Annotated in this window: 12 protein-coding genes; 7 read left to right on the forward strand and 5 right to left on the reverse strand. The window is 41.0% G+C overall.

What is annotated here, in order from left to right; genetic code table 11:
• Positions 1-8 precede the first annotated feature (8 nt).
• Genes ESA94_RS19180 through ESA94_RS19190 form a run of 3 tightly spaced genes read left to right on the forward strand, consistent with a single transcriptional unit; the run spans position 9 to position 3,202 of the window.
• Positions 9-1,637, forward strand: a complete 1,629-nt coding sequence (locus ESA94_RS19180; protein WP_129132564.1) for a hypothetical protein — start codon at positions 9-11, stop codon at positions 1,635-1,637.
• Positions 1,638-1,641: 4 nt separating this feature from the next.
• Positions 1,642-2,277, forward strand: coding sequence for a hypothetical protein (locus ESA94_RS19185; RefSeq protein ID WP_129132565.1), 636 nt, complete (start codon positions 1,642-1,644; stop codon positions 2,275-2,277).
• 31 nt (positions 2,278-2,308) lie between these two features.
• Entirely contained in the window at positions 2,309-3,202 is an 894-nt protein-coding gene (locus tag ESA94_RS19190) for a class I SAM-dependent methyltransferase (RefSeq protein WP_129132612.1), read from the forward strand.
• A 16-nt stretch (positions 3,203-3,218) separates the two neighbouring features.
• Here ESA94_RS19190 and ESA94_RS19195 read toward each other — a convergent pair whose 3' ends face one another.
• Together ESA94_RS19195 and ESA94_RS19200 are read right to left on the reverse strand one after the other, a co-directional pair.
• A complete protein-coding gene (locus ESA94_RS19195) occupies positions 3,219-4,514 on the reverse strand; it encodes a hemolysin family protein (RefSeq protein WP_129132566.1) in 1,296 nt (431 codons plus the stop codon).
• Positions 4,515-4,580: 66 nt separating this feature from the next.
• Positions 4,581-5,153, reverse strand: coding sequence for a phosphatase PAP2 family protein (locus tag ESA94_RS19200; protein WP_164972800.1), 573 nt, complete (start codon positions 5,151-5,153; stop codon positions 4,581-4,583).
• An 87-nt stretch (positions 5,154-5,240) separates the two neighbouring features.
• Here ESA94_RS19200 and ESA94_RS19205 point away from each other — a divergent pair, with 87 nt between their 5' ends.
• Positions 5,241-7,205: an LTA synthase family protein gene (locus ESA94_RS19205; RefSeq protein ID WP_129132568.1), complete on the forward strand. Its 1,965-nt coding sequence runs from the start codon at positions 5,241-5,243 to the stop codon at positions 7,203-7,205.
• A gap of 73 nt (positions 7,206-7,278) precedes the next feature.
• On the opposite strand, the gene ESA94_RS19210 is transcribed toward ESA94_RS19205, so the two are convergent.
• Entirely contained in the window at positions 7,279-8,040 is a 762-nt protein-coding gene (locus ESA94_RS19210) for a class I SAM-dependent methyltransferase (protein ID WP_129132569.1), read from the reverse strand.
• 55 nt (positions 8,041-8,095) lie between these two features.
• The gene (locus ESA94_RS19215; RefSeq protein WP_129132570.1) at positions 8,096-8,803 is read right to left on the reverse strand and encodes a rhodanese-like domain-containing protein; all 708 of its coding nucleotides are present in this window, start codon (positions 8,801-8,803) and stop codon (positions 8,096-8,098) included.
• 114 nt (positions 8,804-8,917) lie between these two features.
• On the opposite strand from ESA94_RS19215, the gene ESA94_RS19220 reads away from it, so the two are divergent.
• Positions 8,918-11,449 carry a M14 family metallopeptidase gene (locus tag ESA94_RS19220; protein WP_129132571.1) on the forward strand — a complete coding sequence of 844 codons (2,532 nt, stop codon included), beginning with the start codon at positions 8,918-8,920 and terminating at the stop codon, positions 11,447-11,449.
• Positions 11,450-11,520: 71 nt separating this feature from the next.
• Positions 11,521-12,003, forward strand: a complete 483-nt coding sequence (locus tag ESA94_RS19225; RefSeq protein ID WP_129132572.1) for a GtrA family protein — start codon at positions 11,521-11,523, stop codon at positions 12,001-12,003.
• Positions 12,004-12,005: 2 nt separating this feature from the next.
• Here the strand turns inward: ESA94_RS19225 and ESA94_RS19230 are convergent, their stop codons facing one another.
• Positions 12,006-12,476 carry a DUF456 domain-containing protein gene (locus tag ESA94_RS19230; protein WP_129132573.1) on the reverse strand — a complete coding sequence of 157 codons (471 nt, stop codon included), beginning with the start codon at positions 12,474-12,476 and terminating at the stop codon, positions 12,006-12,008.
• 132 nt (positions 12,477-12,608) lie between these two features.
• Between ESA94_RS19230 and fbp the strand changes: the two genes are divergently transcribed.
• Positions 12,609-13,628 carry a class 1 fructose-bisphosphatase gene (gene fbp / locus ESA94_RS19235; RefSeq protein ID WP_129132574.1) on the forward strand — a complete coding sequence of 340 codons (1,020 nt, stop codon included), beginning with the start codon at positions 12,609-12,611 and terminating at the stop codon, positions 13,626-13,628.
• The last annotated feature ends 23 nt before the right edge of the window (positions 13,629-13,651 follow it).

Here is a 13,651-nt window from a genome sequence, read left to right on the forward strand (position 1 = left end):
CAACAAACATGTACAAATACAATATATTTCTTTTTGTTTTCGGTTTACTTACAGTATCGGCCATTGCGCAGGATACCAGTAAGAAAAATTCGGTTGAAATTATTTCAGCATTCAAACCTGTATTAAAAAATGCAGTGAAGCTGAATTTTAACGCAACACCGCCGGCTCCCGATACAAAAGCACCCGCATTAACCTACCAGATACCGGTACAGAATTTATTCTTTAACCTGCAGCCTGTTGGCCTAAAACCAATGAATCTGCAAATTGATTCTGCCGGACAGGCACACAACAGTAATTATATTAAAGCCGGTTATGGCAACTACAATACACCGTTGATCGATGCAGGTTTTTCAATCGGCGATGGTAAGAAAACCAACTTCACCATTTTTGCCAATCATCTTTCACAAAAAGGAAAATTGCGGGTACAACGTTTCAGCAATACAGCATTCTCAGCCAATCTCAACACGCTTGTAAATAAAGTGGAAGTGTATGGTAAAGCCGGTTATCAAAATCAAACATCTTTTCTGTACGGACCTGATGCTTCGTTTATAAACAGTAAAGACGATTCGTTGAAGAAGCCTTATCAAACCATCAATATCCGTGCAGGCGTGCGCAATGCATTTGTAAACAGGTTTGGCATCAGCTATAATCCCGATCTTAATATCAATGTATTCAGCGATACACGCAGTACAGAAACAAACGGCGTATTAGATCTGCCTGTTGAAGTTCGCTTTGGTAACAGTTTTGGTTTATTGGTAAGAGCAAATGCAGATCTTACAACATACACTCCAACCGGTGGTACAGCTTACAGCAACAATCTTTTTTTCCTGAATGCTGCTGCTATGCTCAAGACTTCAAGATTGTATATTAAAGCTGGTATCCGCCCTACATGGGATCAGGGTAAACTGAATGTACTTCCAGACGTGTTGATTGATGCGCATTTGCAAGAGAAGAAAATCATTCTTACTGCCGGATGGTCGGCTTATGTACGCAAGAACAATTACATGTTCCTTGCTTCGGAAAATCCATGGATCAACCAACCAACATCACAATACAATACTCGCATTACAGAACTGTACGGCGGTTTTAAAGGAACACTGGCCAATTCGTTCAACTATCGTGTTACAACAGGTTTTACAGAATATCTTAACCTGCCTTTGTACAGCAATCATATAACACCTGCTTTGTTTGAGGTTGTGCGTGAAGGAAAATTGCAGGCGTGGCATACGCAGGCCGAAATGGGTTTTGTGTTGCAAGATCAGTTTAATGCAAGTGCAAAAGTGGATATTTATAATTTCCTGAATCAACAGGATGAAGCCCGTCCATGGCATATACAGCCAATTGAGTTTACAACCGCTTTTCGATGGCAGCCTTCGAAGAAAATAATGGTGAAGACCGATCTGTTTGCATGGCAGGGGGCAGCTTACCGAAAAGATATTGCCGGTAACTCCGACCGTTTACCTGCGGCTTTTGATTTAAATGCCGGTGTAGAGTTTAAAGTACATCCGCTCATAAGTGTTTGGGGACAGTTTAATAACATTTTCAACAACAGCTATCAGCGCTGGAATAATTACCAGGTTGTTGGATTTAACTTACTTGCAGGAATAAGACTTACTTTTGACCAAAAGCAACAATAAGCAGATGGTTGAGTTGGTAGCACAATACCTCACATTTAAAAAGCAGGTTTCAATAAAAGGCATTGGTACTTTTTCGATTGAAGAGTTGCCGGCACGTCTCGACTTTCCGAACAGGTTGTTGCATGCTCCTGAGCATATTCTTCATTTCGATTCGAAGGGGAGCGATGATGTTTTGTTTGAGCAGTGGGTGCAAAAACAGAACGGAATTTCGCAGCAGGAGGTAAAAGAACAGCTTCAACATCTTTCCGATTCGTTTCACCGTACATTATCTGATAAAACAGAATTGACCTGGGAGAAAGTTGGACAATTCTCAAAGAAAGACCAGCAGATCTATTTCGTTTCTGCTTTTGAAGCAGTTAAACGGCCACCGGTAACTGCCGAAAAGATTATTCGTAAAAATGCGCAGCATTCCATACGTGTAGGCGAGCAGGAAAAAACGAATGTGGAAATGGAAGAATTACTGTACAGCCGGTCAAGAAAAACCCTCAATTTTTGGTGGGTGTTAGCTTTGGTATTGTTCTTGATTGCTTTAGTTACTATTTTGTTCACCCTAAGTAATCGTTCACAACAATGGAACAGGCAGGGCAACAGCGAAAAACTAAAGCTTAAGGAAATGCCTGCATTGTATAAAATTCATTAATCCCATGACCCAGACCAGAACTGCCCCATTTATGAGCTTTCATGTAAATTATCCTTCTTGTCCGGTATGTAAAGGTGAATCTGTAAGACCGGTTTTATCTGCTAAAGACCATACTGTAACACAGGAGAGTTTTACCATCAGCGAATGTGCTGATTGCGGCTTTCGTTTTACAGCAGATGCTCCTTCGCAAGAACTTATTCAGAAATATTATAACTCGTCGGCTTATATATCGCACAGCGATACAAAAAAGGGGCTGGTAAATTTCATTTACCATACCGCCCGTTTTTTTACAATGATGTCGAAAGAAAAGCTGGTAAAACGGGCATCGAAACGACAGGTAGGAATGTTGCTTGATATTGGTAGCGGAACAGGTACTTTTTTGCATACGATGGAAAGAGCAGGCTGGAGTGTGGTAGGCTTGGAGCCGGATGCAGAAGCAAGGGCTTTGGCTGTAAAAAAATACAATGTTGATATTTATCCGTCGGATGAATTGTTTCGTTTGCCAGACGCTACCTACAGCGTAATAACCATGTGGCATGTGCTCGAGCATGTACACCAGTTAGATGAATACATTGCCCGCATAAAAGCTATTCTTGCACCGAAGGCTAAATTAATTGTAGCAGTGCCAAACTATACCAGTAAAGATTGCGAAATATATGGTGCCAATTGGGCTGCCTACGATGTGCCACGTCATCTGTATCATTTTTCCCCACAATCGATGCGGACTTTAATGAAACGGCATGGATTAAAAGTGATAGATACTAAACGTATGTGGTTCGACAGTTTTTATATTGCTATGCTCAGCGAAAAGTATATCGGCGGAAATTTTGTAAAAGCTGTGTGGAATGGTTTCCGTTCAAACCTCAGTGCCTTATTTAATAAAGAAAAATGCAGTTCGGTTGTTTATGTAATTGAGGCGGAATAATTACATGGGATGAATTTTATTCATCATCATCATCTTTCATATCGTCGGGTATTTCCAGCAGTATTTTATCAATACGATGTCCGTCCATATCCATGATTTCAAAGGAGAATCCTTTCCACTCAAATTTATCACCCGCCTGTGGTATGCGTTCCAGCTCATGTAAAATAAAGCCCGCAAGCGTGTCAAACTCCTGTTCGCCTTCATTCATCCATTCTGTTTTTTCAAAACGGGAAAGGAAGTTATAGAATGGTATTTGTGCATCAATGAGGAAGCTGCCATCATCCCGTTTAATAATTTCATAATCGTCCTGGTGGGGTTCGGGTAAATCGCCAACGATGGCTTCAAGAATGTCGTTTAAGGTAATCATGCCTTCTACACTTCCATATTCATCCACAATAAAGGCACTGTGTATTTTGCCCTGCTTGAATTTTTCCAGCACCTGGTAAGCAGAGTTGTTTTCCGGAACAAACAAAGCAGGCTTCATCAGATCTTTAAACAAAGTAAAATCATCCGACACATACAGATCCTTAATAGAAACATAACCTTTAATATCATCCAGATCGCCATCGCAAATAGGATAAATAGAGTGAGGTTGTGTTACAATTTTTTCTTTGATGGATGATTCGTTATCGTTTACATCGAACCAGATAATATCATTACGGTGTGTCATAAGCGAAGTAATATTCCTGTCGCCCAAATGAAACACCCGTTCAATAATTTCCTGTTCGGCTTCTTCAATGGTACCCTGTTCGGTTCCTTCGCTGATGATGGCTTTAATTTCTTCTTCCGTAACCTGTGTATCTGATACTGTTTTAATATTCAGCAAACGAAAAATTAAATTGGTGCTGCTGTTTAAAAACCAAACCAGCGGCCCAACTGCGGTTGCAAAAGCCTTCATTGGTTTAGCCACCGCCATCGCAATTTTTTCGGCATTAATTAAACCAATACGTTTAGGAACAAGTTCGCCCAGTATAATAGAAAGAATTGTAACAATCACAACAATTACACCGGTTGCAATTTCTTCTGCATATTCTTTAAGCAGCGGTATGCCTGCAAAAACAGGTTCAAGGTCTTTACCGAATTTTTCGCCGGAGTACACACCCGTTAAAATAGCAATGAGCGTAATGCCTATTTGTGCTGCAGAAAGAAACACTTCGGGATTTTCTGACAGTTCAAGTGCTGTGCGTGCACTGCTTTTACCTTTTGAAGCAAAAATTTCGAGTCGGGTACGGCGTGCTGAAACCAACGAGATCTCAGCTATAACGAACAGGCTGTTTAAGAAAATAAGAGCGAGTAATATAAATATCTCCATTGTAGTGAAAGCGTAAAGATACAATCCTTATATCTAACTGCTTGTTTAAGTGAAAATAAGAAAGAATCAGCTTAGTTGTAAAGGCCCAAACTGTTTGTTGAAAATAAGTGCAGTTCTATGACCGATGAACAAACCCAATATAGCACCGCCCAACACATCAATCGGGAAATGTGCACCAACATATACCTGTGCATAACAAACCAAAAAGGCCCATAAAAATAACAACCATAAATAACGGATACCTACCTGCTTTAATGTAAGAAACACAAACATCGAAATACCGAAATGGTTGGCTGCATGCGATGAAACAAAACTGAAACTGTAACTGCAGGGTATTAACATACGTGCAGTATCGGAAGTAAACACATCGGCGCAGGGGCGGGGGCGTTCAATAAGTGGTTTAAGTAACTGAGCGCTTAGAATATCGGTTAATGCAAAGCCTGCAAGTAAAAACAAAACCCACCACAATGCTTTTTTGCGAAAGTTTAAGAACATAAACAACAGCAAAAAAAGGTAAACGGGTACCCAGAAAAACTGGTTGCGGATAAACGGCATAGCAGCATCAAAGAGTGGATTACTCCATTTTTGGTTAATGATGCCGAATAGCGAACGGTCAAAGTCGAGCAGGGCTTTTACCATGATACTGTCAAATATAGCAAACCACTTATGGAATAAAAGCTGTTTAAACAGAATTCTTTCTACTTTTGCCCATTGCTTTAGGAAACTATGGGTCATCGCTTTCAATTACCGCCCACATCACGCTGGGTTTTACAATTATTCGTTTTTTTTATGTTGGGCTTCAGCATTATGCGGGTGCTCACTTTTTTTTCGTTTCGTCCGGATGATGTAAGCTTTTCCGATGCTGTTCCTTCTTTTCTGATGGGATTACGTTTTGATCTCCGTTGGGTATGCATTCTGCTTTCGCCCATCCTTATTGCAGGTAGTTTAAAGAAGTTTTCTCCGTTTCAATCATCTGCACATAAAAAATTCTGGATCTATTACCTTGTTATCGTCAGTAGCTTTCTTTTATTTTTCTTTGGTGCAGATTTTGGTCATTTCGATTATGTAGAAACCCGTCTTAATGCAAGTGCCCTCAACTTTATTGAAGACTTTGCAATTTCAATGAGCATGCTGTGGCAATCGTACCCTTTGTTCTGGATATTTCTGTTGCTTTCGGTAATTATCTATTTGCTGTATCGTTTCTTTCACAGAAGTCATGCAAAAGTACACACACTCAAACATCCGTTTAAGCCCATGCGTGCTGTATGGATGATTTTACTTTTGGTTGTTGGTATTGCAGGATTTAACCCGGCAAAACCCTTGATGTGGAAAGATGCTTTTCGATTGGGCGATAATTTTAAAGCCTACCTGGCATTGAATCCGCTGGAGAATTTTTTCACTACACTTCGTTTCCGCAAACCATTTGCAGATGTAAGTCATGCAAAGATGCAGTTTGAAACAATGAAACAACTGTTACAGTTGCCGGCAGAGAATCAGTTGCTCGATTTTAAACGGAAGGAAACGTTTTTGCAACAACCACGTAAAATGAATGTTGTGCTGGTTCTTTGCGAATCGCTGAGCATGTACAAAACAAGTTTAAGTGGAAATCCTTTAAATGCAACACCCTATCTGCAACAATTGTCGAACGAAGGCTTGTTGTTCGAACGTTGCTTTTCGCCACACTTTGGTACAGCACGTGGTGTATTTGCATTGTTAACAGGTATACCCGATGTGCAGTTGAGTAAGTTCTCAACAAGAAATGAAGCAGCCATCGATCAGCATACGATTGTAAATGCATTTACAGAACATGAAAAGTTTTATTTCATTGGTGGTAACAGTGAGTTCAACAACTTCAAAGGCTTATTGGTGCAGAATGTTGATGGATTGCATTTGTTTGAAGAAGGCATGTACAAAAGCCCGAAGTTTAATGTGTGGGGCATCAGCGATAATAATTTGTTTAAAGAGGCGAACGCAGTTTTGTCGCAACAAACAAAACCCTTCTTTTCCATTATACAAACAGCCGATAATCACCGTCCATTTGTATTACCGGTAGAAGACAGTGCCGCTGTTGGTTCAATAGCTGTTTCGGAAGAAGAGTTGCAGAAATATGGATTTGATTCGCAGGGAGAGTTGCAAGTGCTTCGTTATACCGATTACAGCATCCGCCAGTTTATGGAAGCTGCAAAAAAAGAACCCTGGTTTGAAAACACCTTGTTTGTTTTTGTTGGCGATCATGGTGTAAAGGGTAATGCAAAAGCATTGTATCCTGATGCTTGGACAAACGAACGCTTAACAGATGAACATATTCCCTTACTGTTTTATGCACCTGGTTTTATTAAACCCGAAAAAAGAAAAGAAGCGGTAAGCCAGATTGATGTATTGCCAACGATAGCAGGTTTGCTGAACCAGCCATATACCAACACAACCATTGGAAGAGATCTGTTACGTAAACAGGGCGCAAAAGATTTTGCATTTATCATTCACCACGATGAAGGAAAGATCGGTTTGGTAAACAATGATTTCTATTACATTCTTAATATGAATCTGCAAAAAGATACTTTGATACCTGTGCGATTTAATACAGTTCCATTGCCTGCAGAGAAATACGAAAGCATTAAAAAGCATCTTGCTACCGAAACCATTGCCTTGTACGAAAGCTCACGCTGGATGTTGTTGAATAATAAGAAGTAGGGCAGAAGAAAGAGGTAAGAGGTAAGAAGTAAGAAGCCCCTCATACTACTCATCACTCATTATTCATCATTCATTACTTCACCTTCTTCGCCACAATAATTAACCGTTGCGAGTTGCTTACATGATACGGATCAAAGTTGTAACTGCCGTACACATCCTGTATCTGCAGGTTATGAAAAGCAAACATATCATTAAAATCGCCGAGCGAAAATTTGGCAACTTTTTCAGTAAACTCTAACGGCTCTTCGAGATTAGCCTCGTCTTCCACAATAATTTTTTTGTAGAAATGTGTTTCATCGAGCCAACGGGTGATGTTGAATGTTACGCCGTCTTTCTCTACTTCGCCTTTGTATTGTAAATGGTTTTCGATGAAGTGTGCATTCAGGTAATCAATTACAAAAACGCCGCCTGTTTTTAAAGATTGTGCAATGGTGCGGATGGCATTGTCATGCTCCCGACGTGTACGGAAAAAACCAAAGCTGGTAAAGAAATTAAATGCGTAGTCGTAATAGTTCATCCGGAAGGGAAGACGCATGTCGTGTACAAAAAAATCCAGTTTATCTGTTTCACTCTGCTTGGCTTCAGCAATACTGTCTTCGCTGATGTCGATACCCGTTACCTCAAAACCTTTTGCTGCAAGTTGAATACTGTGTCGTCCACGACCACAACCAACATCAAGCATTCGGCTTGATGCAGGTGGATTTAATTTTTCCACCAAACGATCAATAAAAGCGGCCGCTTCCTGTTCATCTCGCTGAAAATAGAGTTGATGGTAATAAGGCGAATTAAACCAACTGCGGTACCATGCTTTTTTATTGGTTGGAGCTACTTCCATGTGTGTATAAGTTGAAACGAGAATTGCTGTGTTAAACGTAAAATAAATAAACCTGTTATTTGCCCGTACCTGTTTTTTTCGATTGCCAAACTGCATTTAACTCTTCTGCTGTAAGCACGCCTTTGTAACGCCACACTTCCATTCCGTTCTTAAGTAGGATAAAAGTGGGCAAGCCGTCTATATTCAACATGTTCATTAAATCGGTATGCACACCACCATCGATCTTAAAAAAAGAAATGCTTTTATTCGCAGCTAAAAAATTATTAACGATGGGTTCCATTTTACGGCAGGGCGGGCACCATTCTGCACCAAAATCAACCAGCACATATTCTTTGCCTGTTAGCTGTTGTTGATAATCATCCATCGTCATTTGTTTTTCGTTCGATGCACCTTCAACCGGTTTATGATTACGCTTCCATGCATTGAAGCCTCCGGACATTTCAACTACTTTATAACCATTGGCACGCAACTTTTCAGCGGCAGCATGGCTACGTCCGCCACTGAGGCAATAGATATAAACGGTTTTTTCTTTGTCTAATGAAGCGGTACGTTCAGTAAATTCTTTCTGATCGTTCCAGTTAGCCTGCAATGCTGTTTTTAAGTGACCGGAACGATATTCGCCTGCAGTACGTACATCGAGCAATTGTATGTTTGCCTGCGCAAGTCCTTTTTCAAACTCATCTACCGGTATTTCTTTTGCTTCCTGTGCACCACTGTTGCAAGCCATCAGCAGTACAAACAAACTCATCATCCAAAAACGCATAATTCTTTTTTACAAAATTACCACCAAATTGCCTCTTACCAATCATCATAAAGAAGCACTGTTCAAATTTCTTCAAATCGTTTCTTCCTTATATTCGGCTTACAAACCAATTGCATGAGAAAATTTATTATTACGGCCCTGCTTGCCTGTTGCTTACAGGTAAGTGCACAACAGCTTTCGTATTATTTACCAGCCAATGTTTCATATAACAGTTCGGTGCCAACACCTAAATCGGTTGTAGGGCACGATGTAGGCGAGTGGCACATTACCCACGACCGCCTTGTTACGTACATGAAAACAGTTGATGCGGCGAGCGACAGGGTTACACTGACAGTTACAGGTACTACACACGAAGGAAGACAACAGCTGGCTTTGTTTATTACAACGCCTGCCAATCATGCAAAGCTTGAAAGCATCCGGCAGCAGCATCTGCAGTTAAGCGATCCTGTAAAAAGCACTTCATTAAATACCGCCGATATGCCCGCAGTAGTATGGATCGGTTGCAGTATACATGGTAACGAACCCAGCGGTGCAAATATGAGTCTGTTGCTCATTTATCATTTAGCAGCTGCACAAGGAAAAGCAATTGATGAATTACTGGAGAATACAGTCATCATTTTAGATCCTTCTTTTAATCCTGATGGTTTGAATCGTTTTTCCAATTGGGTAAATATGCACAAGAGTGCAACTTTGGTAAGCGATCCCAACACAAGAGAATACAATGAAGTATGGCCCGGTGGCAGAACCAATCATTACTGGTTCGATCTGAACCGTGACTGGTTGCCTGCACAGCAGCCCGAAAGCCAGAACCGTTTGAAAATTTTTCACGACTGGCGCCCGAATATCTTAACCGATCATCACGAAATGGGCAGCAACTCCACCTTCTTTTTTCAACCCGGTGTTCCCAGTCGTGTAAACCCCAACACACCAAAGAAAAATCAACAGCTTACCGGCGCTATCGGTAACTATCATGCGAAATATTTAGACAGTATCGGTTCGCTTTATTTTACCAAGGAAGGGTATGATGATTTCTATTACGGTAAAGGTTCAACTTTTCCCGATATACACGGCAGTATTGGTATTTTGTTTGAACAGGCGAGTAGCCGTGGGCATGTGCAACAAACAGAAAACGGTTTGCTTACGTTTGGCTTTACCATCCGCAACCAGTTTGTAACAGCATTATCCACGCTGGAAGCTGCACGCAACATGCGCAAAGAATTGCTCGATTACCAACGACAGTTTTACCAGGATGTAAAAACAGAAGCCGCTGCATCTGCAGTAAAAGCATATGTGTTTGGCGATGCGTACGATCAAAGCCGCAATGCTTTGTTTTTAGAAATGATGAAGCGACACAAGATCGAGATCTACGAAAACAAACAGGCACTTGATGCAGATGGAAAAAGTTTTAAGCCCGGCAGTTCCTGGATCGTGCCAACCAATCAAAGCCAGTTTAAACTGGTAAAAACCATTTTTGAAAAAACATTGAATTACGAAGACAGTTTGTTCTACGATATTACCAGTTGGACTTTTCCTTTAGCAATGGGTTTGCCTTCGGCTGAATTAAAAACAGTACCAACTCTTGGTAACAGTGTAGATGATGTAAAGAAACCAACAGGCTCAATTATTGGCAGCAGCAGCAAGTATGCCTATGCTTTTGAGTGGGATGATTTTTATGCACCGAAACTTTTATATGCATTGCAATCGAAAGGAGTTATTACCAAAGTTGCATCGCAGCAATTTGAATCGGTTACATCAACCGGCAATAAGAAATTTACATTCGGAACCATTGTTATTCCGGTTGCCATTCAATCAAAAACGGCAGACGATATACAGCGTATTATTGAAACAAATGTTGCCGCAACCGGTGTGCAGGTATATGCGTTGAACAATGGGTTATCTGTTAGCGGAATTGATTTGGGCAGCGGCAGTTTGGTAGCTACACGTACGCCCCGTATTCTGATGCTCGGAGGTAACGGTACCAGCAGTAACGATGCAGGAGAGATCTGGCATATGCTCGATCAGCGAATGAAAATTCCTTCGTCTTTAATTGAACTCGATCGTTTTGGTTCGGCAAATATCAGCAGCTATAATATTATTGTTATGCCCGAAGGTTCGTATGGCAATATGGAAAAAGCAGAACAGGATAAACTCCGTGCATGGATTAGCAATGGAGGCACTGTTTTGGCATTTGAAGGTGCAGGACGTTTTCTTGCATCGGCGGGCATTACCCGTACCATTTACCGCAGTGCCGATGGTAAAACAGATACAACTTTGATGTTGCCCTACAACATGCGCAGCGATGAAATGCGTGCTCGTGAAATGCCCGGTTCTATTTTTGAAGCACGTATTGATCATACACATCCGCTTTGCTATGGTTTCCGTACAAAAACGATGAGCATCTTTAAAGCAAATACGTTGTTTATGGATCAGAATAACAGTCCGTACGATTCACCTGTTTTGTTATCCGATAATCCATTGCAGAGCGGTTACCTGCATAAAAGTTATGTTGATAAAGTAAAAGGAACAGCTGTTGTGAATATTGAAAATATCGGCCGTGGTAAAGTAATTACTTACAGCGATAATATGAACTTCCGTGCATTTTGGTTTGGTACAAGCAAACTGTTTTTAAATGCCCTGTTTTTTTAAAATAGCCAGATGATGCCGGTTTTCGGGAGCTTACCGGAAACTGGCATCCTTTCTATACCTTTGCCGCTTCCATGATTAACAGTTTCGTTTCGTTTATACATGCGTTTATTGACTGGTTTTATCCGCCATTCAAAAAGCTGATGCCTTTGCAAACCTTTCGTTATGCTGCCTGTGGAGGAGGTAATACCTTGCTCGATATTAGTCTGTTTTACATCAGCTATAATTTCATTTTACATAAGGAGATGGTGCATACACCCGTTATGACATTGAGCCCGCATATTGCTGCTTTCCTTATGTCGTTCATTATTACGTTTCCTGTTGGTTTTTTTCTCAGTCGTTATGTAGTGTTTGAAGGCAGTGCTGTTCGTAAACGGGACCAACTACCCAAGTATATGATCGTAGTAGTAGGTGCAATTTTGCTGAACTATTTTTTTCTGAAAGTATTTGTTGAAACTTTTCACATGTATGCTACGTTAGCTAAGATCTGCACAACATTTTTTGTAGTGGCCTTCAGTTATTTTTCGCAAAAGTATTTTACGTTTAAAGTGGGATAGTATCAAATGGCTGTAACAATATAATACAGCATAAAAAAGCAGATGATCAGTTTCAAAAAACTGCCTGCAAGAAATCCAACAAATGAGCCTAATGCAGCTTTCAATGCAATGTTTGAGTTTTGCTGTGCAATCATTTCACCAATAAATGCTCCTGCAAACGGACCTAAAATAACTCCCCACGGTCCGAGCCAGAACGCAGCAATAAATCCCAGCGTACATCCCCATACACCGTATTTTGTTCCGCCGAATTTTTTTGTACCCCAAATAGGAATAAAATAATCGAGCACCAACGAAACAACCACGATCGCTGCCCAAAATATAAGAAAGCCTGTACCGAAAGGCGCATCGTTCCTTAACTGTTGCAGTAATAAACCTGCGTAGGCAATCGGCGGCCCGGGAATTAAAGGCAATATACTGCCTGCAATACCTATAACTGCAAGAACAATTCCGGCAATAATGAGTAACCATTCCATCAGATAAAGATAAATGATGATGCGACTGCTTCGTGTTTTCTGTTGTTAAAACAGCAGGACAGTATAGGATCGGTTTTATCATCGTACTTATTACCTTACATTTGTCGCAAACGATTTCTAAACGATAGCTATATGAGTGTAAACAGAAAAGTATTAACTCTGGATGAGTTCACCATCCAGCAGTTACGCAATTTCCCACAAGCCACAGGTGAACTGAGTAGCCTGCTCCGGGATCTTGGTCTTGCCGCCAAACGTGTTAATGTAGAAGTAAACAAAGCCGGTCTTGTAGATATACTGGGCGATGCCGGCAGCGTAAACGTTCAGGGCGAAGATGTAAAGAAACTCGACATTTTTGCTAACAATCAATTCATGAAAGTATTGCAGCACGGCATCAGCTGTGCAGGTATTGCCAGCGAAGAGCTGGATGATATTGTGGTGTTTGATGATGAGATCAGCAACAACGCAAAATATGTTGTGATGTTCGATCCGCTGGATGGCAGTGGTAATATTGATGTAAACATTTCCATCGGCACCATCTTTAGTGTATACCGTCGTGTAAGCGAAAGAGGAAAGCCTTGTACACAGGAAGATTTTCTGCAAAAAGGACGTAACCAGGTTGCTGCCGGTTACATGGTGTATGGCAGCAGTACCATGATGGTGTACGCAACACGCAGGGGCGTGAATGGGTTTACATTAGATCCGTCTATTGGCGAATTCTGTTTAAGTCATCCCGATATTCAATGTCCGCCCGATGGCAATATTTACTCCGTTAATCACGGTAATTTTTTCCGTTACGAAAAAGGCGTGCAGGAATACATCAATACCTGCCAGAAAAAAGATAAAAGCAACGGCGGTCCGTATACGCAACGTTATATCGGCAGCATGGTGGCCGATGTGCACCGCAGTCTTATCAAAGGCGGAATTTTTATGTACCCCGGAACAATCGATCGTCCGAACGGTAAGCTCCGTTTAAATTACGAGTGCAATCCGTTTGCATTTATTATGGAAGTGGCGGGAGGCAGAGCAACCAATGGCATTATCCCCATTATTGATGTACAGCCAACCGAACTGCATCAACGTATGCCCATGTTTATCGGCAGCAAAAACATGATGGATGAGCTGGATACATATTTAGCTAAGCATGCATCGTAATCCGCCTTGTTCCGTTTACCTTC

Origin of the sequence: Lacibacter luteus (genome assembly GCF_004118265.1) — a bacterium.
GTDB lineage: Bacteria > Bacteroidota > Bacteroidia > Chitinophagales > Chitinophagaceae > Lacibacter > Lacibacter luteus.